Annotated in this window: 20 protein-coding genes; 10 read left to right on the top strand and 10 right to left on the bottom strand. The window is 57.3% G+C overall.

The window, feature by feature from the left end; translation table 11 throughout:
* Both OZ410_RS06630 and OZ410_RS06625 read left to right on the top strand, forming a co-directional pair.
* Complete coding sequence (locus OZ410_RS06630; protein ID WP_277707140.1) at positions 1-597, top strand: ribonuclease HII; 597 nt, start codon at positions 1-3, stop codon at positions 595-597.
* 32 nt (positions 598-629) lie between these two features.
* Positions 630-3080, top strand: a complete 2451-nt coding sequence (locus OZ410_RS06625; RefSeq protein WP_277707139.1) for a hypothetical protein — start codon at positions 630-632, stop codon at positions 3078-3080.
* On the opposite strand, the gene lipB is transcribed toward OZ410_RS06625, so the two are convergent.
* The 3 genes from lipB to OZ410_RS06610 are packed head-to-tail and all read right to left on the bottom strand — an operon-like array spanning position 3077 to position 4705.
* The gene (gene lipB / locus OZ410_RS06620) at positions 3077-3781 is read right to left on the bottom strand and encodes a lipoyl(octanoyl) transferase LipB (protein WP_277707138.1); all 705 of its coding nucleotides are present in this window, start codon (positions 3779-3781) and stop codon (positions 3077-3079) included. The genes OZ410_RS06625 and lipB overlap by 4 nt on opposite strands.
* A 26-nt stretch (positions 3782-3807) precedes the next feature.
* A complete protein-coding gene (locus OZ410_RS06615) occupies positions 3808-4542 on the bottom strand; it encodes a hypothetical protein (protein WP_277707137.1) in 735 nt (244 codons plus the stop codon).
* A 7-nt stretch (positions 4543-4549) separates the two neighbouring features.
* A complete protein-coding gene (locus OZ410_RS06610) occupies positions 4550-4705 on the bottom strand; it encodes a YqaE/Pmp3 family membrane protein (protein ID WP_277707136.1) in 156 nt (51 codons plus the stop codon).
* Between the two features lie 130 nt (positions 4706-4835).
* Between OZ410_RS06610 and lysS the strand changes: the two genes are divergently transcribed.
* Positions 4836-6527 (top strand): lysine--tRNA ligase, encoded by a 1692-nt coding sequence (gene lysS / locus OZ410_RS06605; RefSeq protein ID WP_277707135.1) that lies wholly within the window; start codon positions 4836-4838, stop codon positions 6525-6527.
* Here lysS and OZ410_RS06600 read toward each other — a convergent pair.
* Complete coding sequence (locus OZ410_RS06600; protein ID WP_277707134.1) at positions 6517-7368, bottom strand: tetratricopeptide repeat protein; 852 nt, start codon at positions 7366-7368, stop codon at positions 6517-6519. The genes lysS and OZ410_RS06600 overlap by 11 nt on opposite strands.
* Before the next feature lie 173 nt (positions 7369-7541).
* Here OZ410_RS06600 and OZ410_RS06595 point away from each other — a divergent pair, with 173 nt between their 5' ends.
* The 4 genes from OZ410_RS06595 to OZ410_RS06580 all read left to right on the top strand — a co-directional run bounded on the left by OZ410_RS06595 (position 7542) and on the right by OZ410_RS06580 (position 10554).
* Positions 7542-8972 carry an SLC13 family permease gene (locus OZ410_RS06595; RefSeq protein ID WP_277707133.1) on the top strand — a complete coding sequence of 477 codons (1431 nt, stop codon included), beginning with the start codon at positions 7542-7544 and terminating at the stop codon, positions 8970-8972.
* A gap of 384 nt (positions 8973-9356) precedes the next feature.
* Positions 9357-9518 carry a hypothetical protein gene (locus tag OZ410_RS06590; RefSeq protein ID WP_277707132.1) on the top strand — a complete coding sequence of 54 codons (162 nt, stop codon included), beginning with the start codon at positions 9357-9359 and terminating at the stop codon, positions 9516-9518.
* A 99-nt stretch (positions 9519-9617) separates the two neighbouring features.
* Positions 9618-10043 carry a hypothetical protein gene (locus OZ410_RS06585; RefSeq protein ID WP_277707131.1) on the top strand — a complete coding sequence of 142 codons (426 nt, stop codon included), beginning with the start codon at positions 9618-9620 and terminating at the stop codon, positions 10041-10043.
* A 70-nt stretch (positions 10044-10113) separates the two neighbouring features.
* Positions 10114-10554 carry a hypothetical protein gene (locus OZ410_RS06580; RefSeq protein ID WP_277707130.1) on the top strand — a complete coding sequence of 147 codons (441 nt, stop codon included), beginning with the start codon at positions 10114-10116 and terminating at the stop codon, positions 10552-10554.
* 4 nt (positions 10555-10558) lie between these two features.
* On the opposite strand, the gene hemL is transcribed toward OZ410_RS06580, so the two are convergent.
* From hemL to OZ410_RS06560, 4 genes are read right to left on the bottom strand one after another with little or no spacing between them, the layout of a single operon-like run.
* The gene (hemL, locus tag OZ410_RS06575; RefSeq protein WP_277707129.1) at positions 10559-11848 is read right to left on the bottom strand and encodes a glutamate-1-semialdehyde 2,1-aminomutase; all 1290 of its coding nucleotides are present in this window, start codon (positions 11846-11848) and stop codon (positions 10559-10561) included.
* Between the two features lies 1 nt (position 11849).
* Positions 11850-12665, bottom strand: coding sequence for a glucosaminidase domain-containing protein (locus OZ410_RS06570; protein WP_277707128.1), 816 nt, complete (start codon positions 12663-12665; stop codon positions 11850-11852).
* On the bottom strand, positions 12662-13564 hold the full coding sequence (locus OZ410_RS06565) for a 1-aminocyclopropane-1-carboxylate deaminase/D-cysteine desulfhydrase (RefSeq protein ID WP_277707127.1): 903 nt from the start codon (positions 13562-13564) through the stop codon (positions 12662-12664). The genes OZ410_RS06570 and OZ410_RS06565 overlap by 4 nt, the downstream gene beginning before the upstream one ends.
* Positions 13561-13905: a hypothetical protein gene (locus tag OZ410_RS06560; RefSeq protein WP_277707126.1), complete on the bottom strand. Its 345-nt coding sequence runs from the start codon at positions 13903-13905 to the stop codon at positions 13561-13563. Before OZ410_RS06560 ends, OZ410_RS06565 begins: the two co-directional genes overlap by 4 nt.
* A gap of 154 nt (positions 13906-14059) precedes the next feature.
* Between OZ410_RS06560 and OZ410_RS06555 the strand changes: the two genes are divergently transcribed.
* From OZ410_RS06555 to OZ410_RS06545, 3 genes are all read left to right on the top strand, one after another.
* Complete coding sequence (locus OZ410_RS06555; protein ID WP_277707125.1) at positions 14060-14221, top strand: C1orf53 family protein; 162 nt, start codon at positions 14060-14062, stop codon at positions 14219-14221.
* Positions 14222-14278: 57 nt separating this feature from the next.
* A complete protein-coding gene (locus tag OZ410_RS06550) occupies positions 14279-14845 on the top strand; it encodes a DUF4136 domain-containing protein (RefSeq protein ID WP_277707124.1) in 567 nt (188 codons plus the stop codon).
* A gap of 84 nt (positions 14846-14929) precedes the next feature.
* Positions 14930-16684, top strand: coding sequence for an aromatic amino acid hydroxylase (locus tag OZ410_RS06545; protein ID WP_277707123.1), 1755 nt, complete (start codon positions 14930-14932; stop codon positions 16682-16684).
* Here OZ410_RS06545 and OZ410_RS06540 read toward each other — a convergent pair.
* Complete coding sequence (locus tag OZ410_RS06540) at positions 16674-18380, bottom strand: M61 metallopeptidase family protein (protein WP_277707122.1); 1707 nt, start codon at positions 18378-18380, stop codon at positions 16674-16676. The genes OZ410_RS06545 and OZ410_RS06540 overlap by 11 nt on opposite strands.
* 48 nt (positions 18381-18428) lie before the next feature.
* The gene (locus tag OZ410_RS06535; protein WP_277707121.1) at positions 18429-19388 is read right to left on the bottom strand and encodes a GSCFA domain-containing protein; all 960 of its coding nucleotides are present in this window, start codon (positions 19386-19388) and stop codon (positions 18429-18431) included.
* Between the last annotated feature and the right edge of the window lie 8 nt (positions 19389-19396).

Raw genomic sequence — 19396 nt, 5'->3', positions numbered from 1 at the left:
ATGCTTAAACCCTATTTCAGATGCTTTATGGAGGCCGGAACGGACGAAGCAGGCCGCGGATGCCTGGCCGGGCCCGTCACGGCTGCGGCCGTCATTCTGCCTGAAGGGTTTCGCCACCCGATGCTAAACGACTCCAAAAAACTCTCCGCGGCCCAGCGGGAAATCCTGGCACCGATGATCCGGAAAGAAGCCCTGACCTATGCGATAGCACATGTAGGACCACAGGAGATCGACCGCATAAATATCCTTAAAGCCTCTATTGAAGCCATGCACCGGGCCCTGAGCCAACTGGACCCTGCACCCGAGGCCATCGCTGTGGACGGCAATCGGTTTATCCCCTTTGGCGACGTGCCGCATGAATGCCTGATCAAAGGCGACGGACGCTTCCTGAATATCGCGGCAGCCTCGGTGCTGGCCAAGACCGAACGGGACCGTTACATGGAACGTATACATGCCACCCACCCCGAATACCAATGGGCCAAAAACAAGGGCTACCCGACCACAGAACACCGGGAAGCCCTGGCCCGCCTGGGCCCCACCCCCTACCACCGGAAAAGTTTCCGCCTGCTGCCCGAGCAGTTGAAATTTCAATTCTAGGTCCTACTTTTGTGCCAAAGCCTGTTGATTCCATGCGGCCCTATATCCTGCTGCCCTTACTGATAGTCCTTCTTACCCTGGGATGCCATCCGCGGGCAGACCGCGAAGCCCGCCCCCTGGACCTCCTGCCGGATTCCACCGCCCTGGTGCTTTCCATCCCCTACCCGGAACAACTACGTGCAGAACTCCGGAACAACGCCCTACTGGCCCATTACCGGAAATCCCTGGGGCCTACCCCCCTGGAAAGCCGGCTGGAGGAGATCCTGGCCCTGGACCCCGGGCAGGGTGCCCTGCTTGCCTTTACCGCCCGGGAAGACACCCTTTCCCATTGGCTGCTGCTCTTTGACCAACCCATGACCGCTCTGGAGGACAGCCTGGACCTGCAGGCCGGGGAGTCCCTCCCCCCGGAATGGGCCCTCCCCGAAGACTCCGGGCTTTTCACGGCCCGAAAAGGTTCCTTGCGTCTGGTAGCCAGCACACCTGAATTCCTAAACTCACAGGCCGCCGAAAACCGGTTCCCGGAACTGGCGCGCGCCCTGAAAACTGCAAATAGCGAAGCGGCCGTTACACTCTGCTATCCGGAAACCGGACTGCACCCCCTGGAAATCTTCCTGCTTGGCGAACTGCCTGAGCCGGCCCCGGGCCCGCAAGCCGCCTGGACGGCCTACGATCTGCGCATGCCGGCGGACGCACTCTTTGCCCAGGGCCTGGAAAACAGGCCGGACAGCCTTTGGGACAACCGAAAACTGCTGCGGGGTATTCCCCCGCTGCCCCTGGGGGAGCTGTTGGATCGCGTCCCTGCCGGGGCCTCTTCCCTGGCTGGTTTTTCCCTGCAAGATCCCGGGCGCTTTCTGGATAACCAAAAGGAAGTTCGGGCCAATGAAAACACCTACCGGGCTCTAGTGGAAAGCACCGAACAACTGGCCCTGGCAGAATGGGATGGGCAGCCCCTATTGGTGCTCCAAGCCCTGAATGCGGAAAGCCTTACGGAGTTTTTACAACCCCACCGCTCCGGCGCTGTGGAATTTCAGGGAGCCACCCTCTATGACCTGAGCCCGGAAGCCCCGATCAAACAAGCTTTTGAACCCTTGCTGAATACAGCGCCGGACTGGACCCACTACGCCCGTACGGGCACCACCTTCCTATTTGGGCGTTCCCCGGAAACCCTGCGCAACACCATAAGCGCCATTACCCGGAAAGACACCTACGGGCAGGACCCTGCCTTCCAGGCCATGGACACCTACCTGACCAACGCATCCACAGCCATGGCCCTTGTTGAAAACCCTTCCGCCTCGGGATATTTTAGTGACCCCGGGGTCCTTTTGGGGCTCCCCCAAAAAGCTGCGTCCCATCTGCCAGAAGACTACCTCTATGCCGCCCAGATCAACAGCAATGCCTCCTATGACCTGCTGGAATACCAGTTCCGGAAAAAGGACGATCCTTCAGGCAGCGGCAAGGGCGTTAGCCAGCTCCTCCAGCTCAGGCTGGACGGTAAGGTTGCCGCGGGCCCCTACTTGCTGAAAAACCACCTGAACGGCCAAATGGATATTGCCGTGCAGGACGACCAGAACCAGCTATACCTGTTTTCGAATACGGGGAAGCTCTTCTGGAAAAAAACGCTGAAAGGACCCATTTTAGGAACTATCCATCAGGTAGACCTGTTTCGAAATGAGCGTTTGCAAATGGCATTTTCCCTGCCGGACCGGGTTGTAGTGCTGGATCGCAATGGCAACCCGGTAGCCCCATTCCCCAGGGTTTATGAAGGGGGTAACCTGGGCGCTCTGGCGGTCTTTGATTACGAGAACAACCGGAACTACCGTCTGGTGGTGGCCCAGGGTTCAACCATCCATATGCTGGACGGACAGGGAAGGAACGTTACTGGCTTCAAATATAGAGATGCCGGCAGCGCCGTGCTAGGCCCGGCCCAGCATTTCCGCGTCGGCAGCAGGGACTACCTGGTGTTCCGGCTGGAAAACGGGCGCCTGGAGATCCGGAACCGGGTAGGCGATACCCGGGTGCGGGTACGGGAAACCTTCGACTACTCCGATAATGGGGTATTCCTCTACCGCAACACCTTTGCCTTTACCGACCGGGGCGGGAACCTGATTGCTATAGACCCCCAGGGGAAGATCAGCCGCACGCCCATGAACCTGAATGCGGACCACGGGATGTTCGCCACCGCCAAGACGTTGTCTTTGATGGACGACAATATTTTACGGGTTAGGGGAAACCGGGCCGAACTGGAGTTGGGCGTATACACCCCTCCGCGTATGTTTTACCTGAACGACATTATATACGTGGCGGTTACCGACATCCAAACCCAACAGCTGTTCCTGTTCCGCTCCAATGCCGTGTCCCTCCCGGGCTTCCCGGTAGAGTCCAATGGCCTTCCGGATATGGCAGACATCGACGGGGACCGCAACCCCGAACTGGTGGTGAAGTTCCGGGACAGTTCCGTGGCCGTGTACCGCTTACAACGCTAAGAGTCTAGGCTGTTTCGGCCCCCAAAAAGTTCAAGGAAGTGCTGCTGCAGCCGGGTTTTCACCTCTTCCATGGGCAGGTGCCGACCGAGTTCGGCACTCAGGGAAGTCACCCCTTTATCGCGAATCCCGCAGGGCACCATCAGGTCAAAATAGGAAAGGTCCGTATTCACGTTCAGGGCAAACCCGTGCATGGTTACCCAGCGGCTGGCGCGTACGCCCATGGCGCAGATCTTACGCGCACGAGGGGTCCCAACGTCCAGCCATACCCCCGTCTCCCCCTGGGAGCGTTCCCCTTTCAGGCCGTAGTCGGCCAGGGTCAGGATTACCATTTCCTCCAGTAACCGCAGGTATTTGTGGATGTCCGTAAAAAAGTTTTCCAGGTCCAGGATGGGATAGCCCACCACCTGCCCCGGGCCGTGGTAAGTAATATCCCCGCCTCGGTTTATGTGATAAAAGCTCGCGCCCCTGGACTTCAAAACGGCTTCGGGTACCAGCAGGTTGTTTTTGTCCCCGCTTTTACCCAGGGTATAGACGTGCGGATGCTCCACAAAAAGGAAATAATTGGGGGTTGGGACCGGTACCGCTGCCTTGCGATTGGCCGATTTTAACTGCAGGATTTCCTGGAAAAGGGCTTCCTGGTCGTCCCAGGCCTGCTTGTAATCCCGAAAACCCAGATCGCGAAACACAATCTGCTTGTTCATGGGGCAAAGGTACGCAATGCGGGCGGCTATTTTTCCAACTCCACCTCCATGTCCAGCAGGGTGGGGTCGCGCAGGTATTCCAGCAGGTCTACTTCCCGAACCAGGGTCTTGCCCTCCAGGCTCAAGGTCGCATCCGAGGCTGTGCTGGATCGAACCTTGCTGGGGAAGTGAATTTTAAGGGTATAGGTAGCGCCCCCAAGGAAGGCCGCGGCGCCTTCCAGGCTGTCGAGCCGCTGCTGGTGCAAGTCCGCATCCACAATACGGCCGCTGCGCTTAAAACGCCCGGAGGCAAAGGAAAAGTCCACAGCGGTACTCTGCTGCAGTTCAGTGGCTGCTCCCATGGGGGAATCGCCGTTGTCCGGGTTCAGGGCGCCGGCTTCCTGGAAGGCATTGAAGGAGTCGCCCACTTCGGAAATATCGGTGAAATCCCGCTCCAGGGAGAAGGTAAAACGCTCCGCTTCGGGCTCCATGGTCATATGCAGGCGGTAGGGTTCCAGCCGGGCCAGGCGTTGCTGCTCGGCCAGGGGGAGGGCCGATATGCTGTCCTGTTTCTCGCGCAACATGTCCGAAAAATACATGACGGTATCCACGGGCTCCTCGGGAGGAGAATCCGCATCGGCGGCAAGGGCCATCAGGGCAGAGGCGTCCATACTGAAGGCCACGGAACCGGACCCGTCGGGTTGCAGGTAGACTTCCTCGGTAAAATTACAGGCAGTAAGCCCCAGGCAAAGCAACCCCAGGAGGGAAAAAAATGGTTTCAAAGGCGTGCTATTTAGGATTGTTCAGGATCACCAGGGCCGCAATAACGCCCGGGACCCATCCGCATAAGGTTAAAAGTAAGACAATCAAAACGGAACCGCAACCCCGGTCCAGTACGGAGAGGGGCGGAAACAGGATGGCCAGCAACACCCGAAGGAAGCTCATGATGGGGACGTTTTTTGATGAATTTCACCTATATGTCGGACACCGTCCCAAATTGTTACAGCCGGGCCTGCCGATTGTATGGAGAGTTCGGCCAGAGGCCCTATATTTGCAGCGCTAAATCCATAGATGCATGCAATTGTCTGAGCAGGAAGCCATTCGGCGGGAAAAACTGGCAAAACTCCGGGAAATGGGCATAGACCCCTACCCGGCTGCCCAATACCACGTAGACACTTACGCCTCGGAGGTCCACGGGAATTACCAGGAAGGCCGGAAGGTGGTGATGGCCGGGCGGCTCATGTCCCGCCGTATCCAGGGAAAGGCCTCCTTTGCCGAACTGCAGGACAGCACCGGCCGGATCCAGTTGTATTTCAACCGGGACGAAATCTGCCCGGGGGAAGATAAGACCCTCTACAACGAGGTCTACAAGAAACTGCTCGATATTGGCGATATTATCGGGATTGAAGGGGAGTTGTTCACCACCCAGGTGGGCGAAATAACGGTGCTGGTACGCCAGCTCACCCTGTTAAGCAAATCCCTTCGTCCCCTGCCCCTGCCCAAAACCGACGGGGAAGGCAAGGTCTATGACCAGTTTAATGACCCGGAGCAGCGCTACCGCATGCGGTACGTAGATCTGGTGGTTAACCCCCAGGTTAAGGAAACCTTCGAGAAACGCACGCGGGTCACCAACACTATCCGCAAATTCTTTAACGACAAGGGATACCTGGAGGTGGAAACCCCCATCCTGCAACCCATCCCGGGAGGAGCTACGGCCAGGCCTTTTGTGACCCACCACAATGCCCTGAACATTCCCCTCTACCTGAGGATTGCCAACGAATTATACCTGAAACGCCTGATTGTGGGTGGTTTTGAAGGGGTGTACGAGTTCGCCAAGGATTTCCGGAATGAAGGGATGGACCGTACCCACAATCCGGAGTTTACGGTTATGGAACTCTATGTGGCCTACAAGGACTACCACTGGATGATGGATACCACCGAGCGCCTGCTGGAGCAGGTGGCCCTGGAAGCCAATGGCGCCACCCGGATAACAGCCTGGGGGCAGACCATCGACTTTAAGGCGCCCTACCCCCGTGTACCCATCCTGGACGCCATTAAGGAGCATACCGGTTTCGATGTGGCGGGGATGGACGAGGCACAGTTGCGGGACGTAGTCCGGAAACTGGAGCTGGAGATAGATGACAGCATGGGCGTGGGCAAGCTCATCGATACCATTTTCGGGGAGTGCTGTGAGCACCATTATGTGCAGCCTACCTTCATTACAGACTACCCCGTGGAGATGAGCCCGCTCACCAAGGCCCACCGGTCCAAGCCCGGGCTTACGGAGCGCTTCGAACTCTTGGTGAACGGCAAGGAAATCGCCAATGCCTATTCCGAGCTGAACGACCCGATTGACCAGCGAGAGCGCTTTGAAGACCAGCTTCGGCTTTCCGAGAAAGGGGATGACGAGGCCATGTTTATTGACCAGGACTTTTTGCGCGCCCTGGAATTTGGTATGCCCCCCACCTCTGGGATCGGAATCGGGATTGACCGGCTGGTGATGCTCCTGACCGACAATGCCTCCATCCAGGAGGTACTTTTCTTTCCGCAAATGAAACCCGAGGCCAAGCCCGTGGAACTCAGCGAGGAAGAAAAAGCCATCCTGGAAGCCCTGAAACCCGCCGGCGAAATGGACCTGGCTGCCCTGAAGGAAGAGGTGGGCCTGAGCAACAAAAAATGGGACAAGGCCACCAAAGCCCTTAGCAAAAAAGGACTCTTTGAGGTGATCAAAACCGATGCCGGCCTCCTGGCCCGCGTTAAGGGGTAAGGTAGCGGCCAAACACGGGGTGTTCCCGAAGTAAGACCTCCAGTTTAGCTGTCCAGCTCAGTTCGGCTGTACCAGCAGAAATAGTGGCTGGCGTATCATAAAAGGCATATTCGCTCACCGGGATTTTGACCCCGAACATCTTTAGGGTGCCGTTGGATTTACTTTGGGCGGTAAAGCTTTCCAAAGCGGCCTGGAGTTCCTGTTGTACCGTTTTCCGGTCGAAGGTTTCAGGCAGGTATTCTATCAATAATTCCTGCACAGTATGGTTTCCCGCCAGCCCATTGCCAAAGGCATAGGGGAGCAATTTGCGAATGGCCTTTTCATGTTTGCCGGTCCCATGGTAATAACGGGCATACATAGTGGCCGTATAAATGGCGTCTGCCGTGAGCTCATTACCGCAAAAATGCTGGTAGGGGTATTCCCTGTCAAATTGGTAGATGTACTTTCCGGCCTGCTGGTAATCGCCCGCTTCGAGGTAAAGTTCGGCCAGGTTTTTGGCGCTGCGATTCTTGTAAAGGGCATATTGCTCCATAATACCCCCATAGGCTTCCAACTCGTCAAAATCCGAGTTCATGATACGGGTAAAGGCTGCAATGGCCTGATCGGGTTTACCCACCTCCCTGAGCAGGCAGGCCCGGTTATACCAGGCCCTGGCCGCCAGGTCTGACCCAGGGTAGGTGTCTGCAAACCGCTCAAACCCCAGCAGGGCAGTCCAGTAATCTCCTGCCTGGTATGCCTCCACCAGGGTATCGAACCATGCTTCTTCGTTCAGGCCGGCCGGATGCTGGGCCAGTCCCCAGGCTCCGATCAGCAGCACCGGGATCATTCGGATCGTTCTCATAGGATAATCTTTTGATGGTCCCTTTAAATTGCCTCCATCTTCTCTCCTTTCCAAGGGGCATTGAGGGAATACGCCTTTTGGTTTCGTGAACCGCTGCCCATAGTTAAATTGAACCCTTGCGCATTTCACCCTTGCCAAAAAAATCCTAGTTTAGGGGGCCAAACCCAAACCCCATGGAGCGCTCCAAACTAATCGGGCTGCTGGCCGGCCCGCTGCTATTCCTCCTCTTGCTGAATATCCCCGGCAACCTGATCTCCCCGGAAGGCGATCCCGTGATGGCCGTAGCGGCCTGGATGGTGGTCTGGTGGATCACCGAGGCGGTGTCCATTTCGGTAACTGCCCTTTTGCCCCTGCTGCTCTTTCCGCTGTTGGGAGTCATGGAACTGGCCGATGTGGGCGCCAACTACGGCAGCCCTATCATTTTCCTGTTCTTCGGGGGCTTTGTCCTGGCCCTGGCCCTGGAAAAAGTAAACCTCCACAAGCGCATTGCCCTGACCATTATCAACCGGACCGGGACCGGCCCGGAGCGGGTGATCCTCGGGTTTATGATCGCCACCGCATCCCTGTCCATGTGGATCAGCAATACTGCGAGTACCGTGGTGATGCTGCCTATTGCCCTGTCGGTGATCCACCTGCTTATTGACGATGCGGACGGCTTTACCCAAAAAGACCGGAATTTTGCCCTGAGCGTGATGCTGGGCATCGCCTTTTCTGCCAACGCCGGCGGCATTGCTACGGTCATTGGCACACCCCCCAACTCGGTGTTGATCGGGCTGCTGGAAAACGAATATCAGATCGAGATCTCCTTCCTGCGGTGGATGACCCTGGGCCTGCCCATCTCGATACTCTTAATCGGGATTTCCTATTTGGTGCTGGTCAAGTGGATGTTTCCCTGCAAAGGCTTGCAATTCGGGGCCTCCCGGGACGTAATCCGCACGGAGCTCCAAAAGCTCGGCCCGCCCAGCGGGCGGGAAAAACGCGTGCTGACCATCTTCGGCATCACCGTGTTCCTCTGGATTTTCCGCACCCTGATCAATAACCTCATTCCCGGGCTGGGCCTCACCGATACGGCCATCAGTATGTTTGGGGCCATCCTGCTGTTTGCCTTTCCCTACAAGCTGCGCAAGGGGGAGTTCATCCTGCAATGGGAGGACACCTCCCGCCTGGCCTGGGGTATCCTGATCCTGTTCGGGGGCGGGCTCGCCCTGGCGCGCGGCATGTCTTCCAGCGGGCTGGTAGATCTGGTCTCCGGTGCCATTGCCAGCAGTGAAATCAGCATCCTGCTCACCGCAGTGCTGCTTATTGCCCTGATGCTCTTTATGACAGAGCTGATGAGCAACGTGGCCCTGGTTGCCGTTCTGGCCCCCGTAGTTGCCGGGATTGCTATCGGGCTGGACGTTCCCCTGCTCCACCTGCTCATCCCCGTAACCATTGCCAGCAGCTGTGCCTTTATGCTGCCCATGGCCACGCCACCCAATGCCATCGTCTTTGCCAGCGGTTATATCCGGGTTCACCAGATGGCGCGGGTGGGCTTTATCCTGAATTGTATTTCCATTCTGCTGCTGGTCCTGGTCTTTCAGTTTGTGATCCCCTGGCTATTCTAAACACAAAACCCCTGTGAACAGGGGTTTTGCGGCTGACTAATTCAAAATACCTGACAGAAATGAGAAAATGCTGTCTTGGCGAAAAGGCCTGCCATTCAGGAGACCTATCTGCTTATATAGACGGGGATTAGACCCCGTTGTTACAAGCAAGGTGCCGAATTAACTTTATTTTAAAAACGCACAAAGGCCCTGTTACGCTTTACAATCGATTAACGGGTAGTTTTTATCGATAAAATGCTTGGTCAAGGCACAATGGGCAAAAACGCTGCCCGCCTGACTACACCTTCCCGCCGCTTAACCACAGGAAGCCCCCGTTTGGCAACATTAAGGACAATACCCCCGGGGGGGTACCCTATCTTTGAGTTACCCAAAAGCCCCGAACAGATGAATGCCTACAAAATCAAGAGTCTGATCTACCTCCTGGCCTTCGCCATCAGCGCCCTGGTTTACAACCAAATGACCCCCGATTCCGACAGCGATACCCTGGATCGGCAGCCACTGGCCGAAGCTGTAGAAACTTCCCCTATCCCCTCTGCCCACTTCTAAGGGACCTGAGGTGTTAAGGCTTTGGTAAATTTCTACCTGGCATTAAACGCTTTCCCGCTTTGGGATTCTTAGAGGTATAAACCTTTAAATCCCAAACCCATGAAACACTGGATCCTTACAGCCCTCCTCTTAGGCGGGCTCAGCCTTTCGGCCCAACAGGGCCCGGGGCACCGCCAACAACAGGAGCGGCTTAGCCCGGCCCAGGCGGCGGAACTGCAAAGCAAACGCATGACCCTGGCCCTGAACCTGGACGCCAGGCAACAGTCTCAGGTACAATCCCTGCTGGAGCAGGAAATGCAATGGCGGCAGGAAAACCGGCCGGCCCGACGGGATAGTACCGCAGCGCCCGACCCGGGGAAACGCTTTGAGCACATGAATGCCCGGATGGACCGGCAGATTGCCATGCAACGCAACCTGAAGGAAATTCTCACCGCGGCCCAGTTCGAAAAATGGCAGGCCCTCCGCAAAGAGCACCGGGGTAAGCGCCCCCGCGGCCCACACCGCAAAGAAGGACGCAGACATTGAAAAGACAGGGCTATGCCCTGTTTTTTTATACGATTCGGACAACGGTAACGTTGTATAAAAAACCGAAGTGATGAAACCGAAATTTCACATCCCGCTCTTGATGGCCCTGATCCTGGGCTCTGCTTCCCTGAATGCCCAGCAAAACAGGCAGGGCAACCCACACCATAGCCAGGAAAAAAAGGATAAAGATGCCCATAGGGGAGAAGCCAACCTGCAGCGCGGCAAGGCAGACGACCGTGCCGCATGGAATCAAGACGCCCCAGACAGGGAGGAAAAATCCGAGGCCAGCTGGGAAGCCATGCGCGAAAGCCAGCACCTGGCCGAGACCTTTGGGATAGACAATCCTTCCAAACAAAGGAAATTGTTCGATGCCTGTGAAAAATACTTCGAAGCCCGCGCTTTACTGCACCGGCAATTCCCGCAGCGGCAGGGCAAAGCCTATACCGACCGCGAAAAACAACTTCAAAAGGAATACAGCAAAGAGCTACAGGGTATCCTGCCGCAGTACTGACATATTAACCCATACTCCTGAATACTTCCCCGGCGGCCGCTATGGTCCGGTCCAGGTCTTCGTAAGACAGGGCATCGTTCAGGAAATAACTTTCGAAAGCGCTGGGGGGCAGGTAAATGCCCCTGTCCAGCATGCCGTGGAAATACGCTTTGAACTTCTCATTGTTCCCCTTGGCAGCAGACTCAAAATCCCGTACATCTTCGTCTGTAAAATGGACGGAAATCATGGAGCCCATCCGGTTGATCCGGTAGGATATACCACTATCCTTAAGAGCGGCTTCCAGCCCCTGATGCAGGTAGGCGGTCTTTTCCGCCAGGCGGGTAAACACCTGCCGGTCCGCAGCCAGGGTCTGCAACATGGCCAGGCCCGCGCTCATGGCCAGGGGGTTGCCACTCAGGGTCCCCGCCTGGTACACCGGGCCTTCCGGTGCCAGGTGTGACATAATCTCGGCCGAGGCGGCAAAGGCTCCTACCGGAAGTCCGCCCCCGATGACCTTTCCAAAGGCCACCATATCCGCCGGGATACCAAGGGCTTCCTGGGCACCGCCTGCAGCCAGGCGGAAACCGGTCATTACCTCGTCAAAAATAAGCAGGATGCCTTCTTGTGTACACCGCTCGCGCAACCCTTGCAGGAATCCCGGGTCCGGGGGGATGCACCCCATGTTCCCGGCCACCGGTTCCAGGATTACGGCTGCGATGGAGTCCTTGTTGGCTTGCAGCAGGGCATCCACACTTTCCAGGTCGTTATACCGGGCCAACAGCGTATCCTGGGCCGTACCGGCCGTTACCCCTGGGCTGTTGGGGCTGCCAAAAGTCACCGCCCCGCTGCCTGCCTGTATCAGGAAGGCATCGGCATGGCCGTGGTAGCATCCCGCAAATTTGATGATTTTATCTTTCCCGGTATACCCCCGGGCCAGGCGGATGGCGCTCATACAGGCCTCCGTGCCGCTGTTTACAAAACGGATCTTGTCAATGTTGGGCACCAGGGAAACGGCCAGCTCCGCCAGTTCGGTTTCCAGGGCAGTGGGCATCCCGAAGGAGGTCCCCTTTTTGGCCCTGCCGATCACGGCGTCCAAAACGGCCTGGTGGGCATGCCCGAACAGGAGCGGGCCCCAGGAGGCGATGTAATCGATATACTGGTTGTTGTCCTCGTCCCAGAAATAAGCGCCCTGGGCGTGTTTTACAAATACGGGGGTACCCCCCACGGCTTTGAAGGCGCGCACGGGGGAATTCACCCCTCCGGGCAACACCTGGCTGGCCTGCTGGAACAGGGCACTGCTTCGCTGGTAGCGCATGTTATTTTCTTGAATTATCAGGTTTGACCTTCAGTACCTGGCCTATAGACAGGGAATCTCCCTCAAGGGCGTTCAGGGCTTTGAGTTCGTCTACGGTCATCTGGTACTTCCGGGAAATCCCGTAGAGGGTATCCCCGGCCCGGACCTGGTAGGTATGTCCCCCGGCTTCGGATGCGGCCACGCCCTCCCTGCGGCTGGGGCGGCCCAGTACCCATTCGTCATAGTGGTAGAGGCCGTAGCGCTCAATAAGATGGATCAATTTCTGGGGGTACTTGCGGTCAGTGGCATAACCGGCCGCCTTCAGCCCCCTGGCCCACCCCCGGTAATCGTCCGGCTCCAGCTCAAAGAGGGCAGCATATCGGGACCGGGTACTCAAAAACAGGCTGTGGTCCCGGTAGGAGTGCCTGGGGTGGTTGTATTTGCGGAAACATTCGTCCCGTTCGTCGTCGTCGTGACGCTCAAATTCCCCGTCCCAACCGGTATGGCATTTGATGCCGAAATGGTTGTTGGTTTTCCGGGTAAGCTCGCCTTTTCCAAAGCCGCTTTCCAACAGGCCCTGCGCCAGGGTAATACTGGCCGGGATGCTGTATTCCCGCATCTCATCCATGGCAATATCCGAAAAGATGCGGATGTAATCCTCGGGGGAAGCGGCCTCGATAAAGACAAATGCCTCCGATGTCCCTGAAGCCCGCCGGTCCGTATTCGTCCCCGAGGTGTTCCGGTTGTCTTCGGCGCCCCGGGCCATACTGCGGCGTTTGGTGCCGCATCCGGTCAGGATGGCGCCCAGCAAAATCCCGCAAATCCAAATCTTTTTCATACCTGCAACAAAGGTAAGTTCTTTTTCTGCAATTCCCGATTGACCCCCCGTATCCCCTGCAGCCCCCCGGTGTGGATCAGCAACACCCGGCTACCGGGTGCCAGGCGTCCGCTGCGGAGGTCCTCCAGAACGCCAAAGAGCATTTTTCCGGTATAGACGGGGTCCAGCGGGATGCCGGTACGTTCGCGGAAGGCATTGACAAAGGCCACCAGGGCAGGCGGCACCTTGGCATAGCCCCCGAAGTCGTAATCGCGGACCAGTGTCCAGGGCGCACCCGGCGCCCATGCGGAAAGCTGCGATTCCAGCCCCGGATCCCGTACCACGGCATACCCGCGCACCCGTTGCCCTGTATTTGCCCCAAGGGCCAGACCGGCCAGGGTACCCCCTGTACCTGTAGCGCAACAGATGGTGTTGTAATGTTCATCTCCGGGCTGCAGAATTTCGGAACAGCCGCGCAGGGCCAGTGCATTGCTCCCCCCTTCCGGCAGTACATAAGCCGGGCCGTAACGCTCCAGATACGTCTTCACAAAATCCGGGTCGTTTCGCCTGCGGTAATCGGACCGGGTCAAAAACACCAGGTGCATGCCGTTGTCTTCGGCATCCTGCAAGGTCGGGTTGCGCGGGGCACCTGACAGTTCCTCCCCCCGGATCAGGCCTACTGTTTCCCACCCGAAAGCCTTTCCGGCGGCGGCAACGGCGTGGATGTGGTTGGAATAAGCCCCGCCAAAGGTAAGCAGCCGGTTTGCCCCTGCTTCCCGGGCCGCCTCAAGGTTGTATTTGAGCTTGCGGTATTTGTTCCCGGAAAGGTCCGGAAACAACAGATCTTCCCTGCGTATATGGAGGGTTACGCCTGCCTGCTGCGCCTCGGGGAGCTCCAGGATTTCCGTTAGCGCTTTCACACCGGCAGGGCTGCCTGGGTTATATAGGAAAGGAATTGATAGGGCCGTCTTTTGACCAGGTAGCCCGGGTCTTTTTCGCAGGCATAAGCCTCCCGCTCAAAAGAGATGTTCCGGTAGGCCTTGTACGCATCCCGGTAGTAAAGGGCACGGAGCAGCCATTCACAGAGGTACCAGGCATAAAAAAAGAATAGCAACAGCTCTGCCTGTTGCCTCAGGTGGATCCGTTCGTGGTTAATCAGGGTGGCATCTGCCCTGAGCTCAGGTGCTTTTAGAAAAATAAAAGGCCAGAGGGAAAGCCCCACATAGGAACGGTAGAACAAGTGTTTGAAAACGACAATCATAGCACTGGGCCGGGTTCGCCTTAACCCAAAGATAAAATTTTTGTCGGGCGCCTGCATATGGAATTACAGGGGACGGGTTGTATCCAGAACGCCGCGCCATGCCGCCCCATTGTATGGGGATGCGTATTTTTGCGTCCAGAACCACGCATTTCCGATGAACCGCAACCCACCCCTGGAAGATGGGGATTACTACTGGACCCCGGAGGGCTACCGGGTCTTTACGGAACAATACCTGTTAAAACGGGGATACTGCTGTCAGAGCGGTTGCCGCCATTGCCCCTATGGTTTTGATGTTAAAACCGGGCTAAAAACGTAGGGTATCCGGCATGATTTTTGTTACTTTAATAGAAAGATTGCTAAAACCCATAACGTTATGAGAACCCTTTTAAAACTTACCCTGATCGTGGCCGGGATCGGGTTGTTGGGCAGCTGTACCTCCGTACGCGTCCTCTCCGATTACGAGCGAAGCGCCAACTTCGGGGAATACCAAACCTATGCCTTTTACAAGACCGGAATTGACAAGGCCCAGATTTCGGATCTGGACAAAAAGCGGATCCTTCGGGCCATTGAGGCGGAAATGAATGCCCGCGGAATGGTTAAATCCGAGAACCCGGACCTGCTGGTCAGCATCTTTACCACCGAGAAGGAACGCGTAAATGTCTACAACAACAACTTTGGTTGGGGCTGGGGCTGGGGCCCGTACTGGGGTGGTGCCGGATGGTGGGGCCCGGGCATGTGGGGCCCTAATGTGAGCACCCGTACCGAGGGCGCCCTCTATATTGACCTGATTGACGCCCGCAAAAAAGAACTCGTCTGGCAGGGCCGGGGGACAGGAACCCTGGGCAGCGGCCAGAACATCGAAAAGAAAGAGGCCCGGATCCGGGAATTTGTATCCCGCATCCTTTCCCAGTATCCGCCGGATGCCCTGGTGGCCAATTGATCTTATATGCCCCGCCCCCCGGCGGGGTTTTTTATGGATCCCCCCGGGTTTTCGTATCTTTAGAGTGGTAAAAATCAAAGCGGCATGAGCTACGAAAGCAACCCGATCCTGGACCGGCTGCCCAAACACCTGCGGCAGTTTATCAAACCCCAGAACTACGAGGATTACTCCCCCATAGATCAGGCGGTTTGGCGGTACGTGATGCGCAAAAACGTGGATTACCTGAGTCGCGTGGCCCACACCTCCTACCTGCCCGGCCTCTCCAAAACCGGGATTACCGTAGACCACATCCCCAATATGTACGGGATGAACCGCATCCTCAAGGAAATCGGGTGGGCAGCCGTGGCGGTGGATGGGTTTATCCCCCCGGCCGCATTTATGGAATTCCAGGCCTACAATGTGCTGGTGATCGCTTCGGACATCCGGCAGCTGGACCATATTGAATACACCCCGGCCCCGGATATTATCCACGAGGGTGCCGGCCATGCCCCTATCATTGCCAACCCGGAATACGCGGAATACCTGAGGCGCTTCGGGGAAATCGGGTGTAAGGCCATTTCCAGTGCCAAAGATTACGAATTATACGAGGCCGTGCGCCACCTGTCCATCATCAAGGAAGCCCCGGGTACCCCACCTGAGGCTATTACGGCCGCCGAGGAAAAAATTGAATCCCTGCAGGAGAATATGGGGCCGCCCAGCGAGATGGCCCTGATCCGGAACCTACACTGGTGGACCGTGGAATACGGCCTGATCGGGACAGTGGAAGACCCCAAAATCTATGGGGCCGGCCTCTTGTCTTCTATCGGGGAAAGCAGCTGGTGCATGACGGAACAGGTGAAAAAAATTCCTTACTCTATTGAAGCGGCACACACCGCTTTCGACATTACCAAACCCCAGCCCCAGCTGTTCGTTACCCCGGATTTTGCCTACCTGAGCCAGGTGCTCGAAGAGTTTGCGGGCACCATGGCATTGCGGCGAGGGGGCTTAAGCGGCCTGGAAAAACTGATTGCCTCCGCAGCCCTGGGCACGGTAGAACTAAGTACGGGCCTGCAGATCTCCGGCACCTTTAAACGCGCCATTGCCCACGAAGGCAAACCGGTCTACCTCCAAACCGAAGGCCCGACGGCCCTCTCCTACCGGGAAAAGGAACTGATCGGCCACAGTACGGCCCACCACCCCGAAGGCTTTGGCTCCCCGGTGGGCAAACTAAAGGGCATAAACCTGGCCATTGAGGACATGAGTCCCAGGGACCTGAAAGCCTACAATATTTACGAAGGGGAACGGGTGCGCCTGGAATTTGAAGGGGGCATTACCGTAGAAGGCCGCATTATTACCGGCACCCGCAACCTGAGGGGCGAGATCATCCTGATCACCTTTGAAGATTGCAAGGTGCTTTACGGGGACGAAGCCCTGTTCCTCCCGGAGTGGGGACTGTATCACATGGCTGTAGGCCAGGAAATCCGTTCGGCCTTCAACGGCCCTGCAGACCTGAACAGCTTTAACCTGATCAGCCACGTGCCCCAAACCCAGACCATCAAAGTGGAGAAGGACCCGGAACGCCAGGACCTGGAACGCCTTTACGGGCAGGTGCGGCAATACCGGGAAGGCACCAATACCACTATCTCCCGCAACAAGGTACTGAAGGAGGCCGCTACCCGCTTCCCGGAAGACTGGTTGTTATCCGTAGAACTTTTCGAGCTGGCTAACGGAGCCCGGGACCAGGCTTTTGCGCTGGAAATCCTGGAACACCTGGAAGCCGTTAAACAACAACGCCCGGAAGTGGGCCACCTGATCGACGACGGCATTTCCCTGGCGCGCGGCCAGCGGGTCACTTACTAAACCACGCCTGGTTCTCGGGGCTGTCCAGAAGTTGCAGCACGGGTGCCCGGCGAATAGGAAAATACTGGATGGGAATCCGTTTACCATCCCGCAGTACCACTAATTCCACTTCCTTGTGGGTACTGCCCATATAAATGCTTCTGGAAACGACGCGGTCGCCCTCGCGCAGTCCGGTGGCATAGGCCGCCGAAGCGGAATCCACGGATTGTACAAAGGACCGGTCCGGGTCAAATGCAAACCCCAGGTCGAAGACATCCGCCCCGATGGTAAACTCCAGGCCAAGGGAGGTTAACAGGCCCTCCAGGGGCAGGGGCACGCCCTGTTCTATATGCGCCTCAAAAAACGGGGCCAGGTCCTCTACCAGATACGGACGGGCCTTTTCCACGAACAAGTTGGCATTGAGGCGGACCCCGGTTTGTCGCACCTCCTGCAGAATGTCCCGCATCAGGTTATCCAGGCTTTTGGTTTTGTCGCTAACCGCCCGGATCTGCTGGTCCAGGTAAAAGGCGAAGAGCATGCCCCTTCGGTATGGCAGTTTCTCGTAGTCCCGGTTACCCCAGAAGTTTTCGTAGGTAATGGCACTATTGGGCTCCTCCCGCACCGGGGAGGTCTCCAGCAGGCGGATGGTTTCGTTTAGGTACGCGATAAAACACCCCCAGTCCTTCCCGCCAATCCCATAACTGGCGATGTTCTTCATCGTGTAGTATTCGGTGAACCCCTCGCTGAACCAGTACTGGGCCTCTTCCGCTTCGTTCTCGATGGTATGCCCAATCCAGTTGTGCATCAGTTCGTGGTTAAACAGGTAAAGCAGCTGGTCCAGTTCGGTCTCCACATTGTTGGAAACCGAAGTGGCAAAAGAGTTTGTAAGCCCGGTCCCCTGGAAACTGGAACCGCGATCCAGGGGGTAGGGCCGCATGGTAACGGTGAAATACCTCTGGCTGTGGTCGCCCCAGAACCTGCGCTGTGCGCGCACGGTCTGGCTGAGTACCTCCATAACATCCCGGTCCGTAAAGGGCACCCACTGGCCCCGCGTGGCCAGATGGAGCGCATTCCCGTCGATGGTATCGGTATAAATGCGAAAATCCCCACCGGTGAAGATAGCGCTGTGAAAGCGCGCAACCGTCAGGACACCCAGATCCTGTTCCCGCTGGTTGCTGCCAAAGCTATTGTGCACGACTTCAGGCTGATCCCAGCCGCTCCAGTGCAGCCGAAAATGTACAGGGGTCTCCTGCTCGGTATCCAGGTAAGCGGGTATCATAAACAGGTTATGGGAAAACACGTGGAAATACTCCGGGGTCACAATAGGCCGGTAGCTGCGGTCCGGGCCACCTTCGGCCTCGGGCTGGTCCTGCACCACGGTATAGGCCAGTTGCAGCAGGGAACCCGGTGCCACCCCATGGAGCTCCACCCGGTTGCTGTCCGGCAGCACCGCTACCCGGCCTTCGCCCTCCAGCAACTTCACATCGCGGATGGCCCCAAAGAGGCCCTGCTCCCCCCAGGCCTCGTCCTGATACTGCACATGGGCCACGGCGCTATCGGGTGCCTGGAAAGTCATGTGTACCTCCAGGGCAGGCATCCCCTGGTATTCGGCTTTGTGGATTTCGTAATCCAACACGGGCGGTTCGGGCTGGCGGCAGGCCGAAAGACCCAGCAATACAAAGAGGATCGCCCATCCCCCGGTAAGGTTGCGCAACATAGATAAGTGTTTTGTACTTCAAGTAGACGAGGAAATCCCTCAAATGTTTCAGGAGGTCGGGTTTTCGAACGCCATATGGGGGTATCGCGCCAGCAGCCCTTCCATTTTCCGGCTCAGGGATTGCAGAAATGCCAGGTGGGCTTCGGATTCCGGGTTCAGGGGCCTGTGGGCCAGCCCGCGACGGACTTCGGCCACTTCTTCCATAACCGGGCGGGCGCCGGGAGCAACCCAGGCCCCGGAAAAACGTTCCCAGATATGACCTACCGCCACTTCGTTGGGATGCACCAGGTCTGCCCCATAAAACCGATAGTCCCGCAATTCGTCCACCAGGAGTTCATAAGCGGGGAAATAGTGCCCCATCCCGGCGTCCGCCATCTGATGGGCTGCGGTGACCAGGTGCGCCTTGGACCGCTGGCTGGCCACCATCCCGTCCCGGATGTGCCGCACGGGGGAAACACTAAGTATGATGCGGATACCCGGGTTAGCCTGCCGCAAGGCGATGCCCATCCCCATGAGCACCCCGGCAAGGGCATCGGGGGCCATCAATTCCTTTTCAAAGGCCGCAGCAGGCCGCTTGTGGCAATTGGCCACTAGCTGCCCGGTTTCCCGGTCCCGGTAGCCCCAGGCCGTGCCCAGAGTCAGGATCAGATGGGAGGCTTCACGAAGGGTGGCACCCAGGTGTTCCAGGGCCGTATTCAGCTGTTCCAGGGCCCGCTCCGGGTTGGGGTGAGCCAGGGTGGAATGGACAGCCGAACACCGCCACAATCCCTGGTTTTCGAAAAGTTCGGAAGACTCGAAGGACTTCCCACCCAGGGCGCGGTGCACCAGGTCTGCCATAGGCGCCGGGTGGAATATCACGCCAAAGGGATTGGTGGTTTGTTGGAACTGGTAATAGTGCAGCCGTTCGCCCATATGGGTGGCGAAACAGGAACCCATCAGGACTATGCGGCTCTGGTAATCCAGGGGGGCAGCCCCCTGAGGGATGGATATTTCAGTTGCCCATTTCACCGCCGCAA

Source organism: Robiginitalea aestuariiviva, assembly GCF_029537735.1.
Taxonomy (GTDB): domain Bacteria; phylum Bacteroidota; class Bacteroidia; order Flavobacteriales; family Flavobacteriaceae; genus Robiginitalea; species Robiginitalea aestuariiviva.
Note: the sequence above shows the minus strand (reverse complement) of the source record. Positions and strands in the feature narration are given on the sequence as shown.

Bases quoted from the DNA above. Each gene is read 5' to 3' on its own strand.
- OZ410_RS06630 (WP_277707140.1), top strand. From the start codon at position 1: ATGCTTAAACCCTATTTCAGATGCTTTATGGAGGCCGGAACGGACGAA.
- OZ410_RS06625 (WP_277707139.1), top strand. From the start codon at position 630: ATGCGGCCCTATATCCTGCTGCCCTTACTGATAGTCCTTCTTACCCTG.
- lipB (WP_277707138.1), bottom strand. From the start codon at position 3,781: ATGAACAAGCAGATTGTGTTTCGCGATCTGGGTTTTCGGGATTACAAG.
- OZ410_RS06610 (WP_277707136.1), bottom strand. From the start codon at position 4,705: ATGAGCTTCCTTCGGGTGTTGCTGGCCATCCTGTTTCCGCCCCTCTCC.
- lysS (WP_277707135.1), top strand. From the start codon at position 4,836: ATGCAATTGTCTGAGCAGGAAGCCATTCGGCGGGAAAAACTGGCAAAA.
- OZ410_RS06600 (WP_277707134.1), bottom strand. From the start codon at position 7,368: ATGAGAACGATCCGAATGATCCCGGTGCTGCTGATCGGAGCCTGGGGA.
- OZ410_RS06595 (WP_277707133.1), top strand. From the start codon at position 7,542: ATGGAGCGCTCCAAACTAATCGGGCTGCTGGCCGGCCCGCTGCTATTC.
- OZ410_RS06590 (WP_277707132.1), top strand. From the start codon at position 9,357: ATGAATGCCTACAAAATCAAGAGTCTGATCTACCTCCTGGCCTTCGCC.
- OZ410_RS06585 (WP_277707131.1), top strand. From the start codon at position 9,618: ATGAAACACTGGATCCTTACAGCCCTCCTCTTAGGCGGGCTCAGCCTT.
- OZ410_RS06580 (WP_277707130.1), top strand. From the start codon at position 10,114: ATGAAACCGAAATTTCACATCCCGCTCTTGATGGCCCTGATCCTGGGC.
- hemL (WP_277707129.1), bottom strand. From the start codon at position 11,848: ATGCGCTACCAGCGAAGCAGTGCCCTGTTCCAGCAGGCCAGCCAGGTG.
- OZ410_RS06570 (WP_277707128.1), bottom strand. From the start codon at position 12,665: ATGAAAAAGATTTGGATTTGCGGGATTTTGCTGGGCGCCATCCTGACC.
- OZ410_RS06560 (WP_277707126.1), bottom strand. From the start codon at position 13,905: ATGATTGTCGTTTTCAAACACTTGTTCTACCGTTCCTATGTGGGGCTT.
- OZ410_RS06555 (WP_277707125.1), top strand. From the start codon at position 14,060: ATGAACCGCAACCCACCCCTGGAAGATGGGGATTACTACTGGACCCCG.
- OZ410_RS06550 (WP_277707124.1), top strand. From the start codon at position 14,279: ATGAGAACCCTTTTAAAACTTACCCTGATCGTGGCCGGGATCGGGTTG.
- OZ410_RS06545 (WP_277707123.1), top strand. From the start codon at position 14,930: ATGAGCTACGAAAGCAACCCGATCCTGGACCGGCTGCCCAAACACCTG.
- OZ410_RS06540 (WP_277707122.1), bottom strand. From the start codon at position 18,380: ATGTTGCGCAACCTTACCGGGGGATGGGCGATCCTCTTTGTATTGCTG.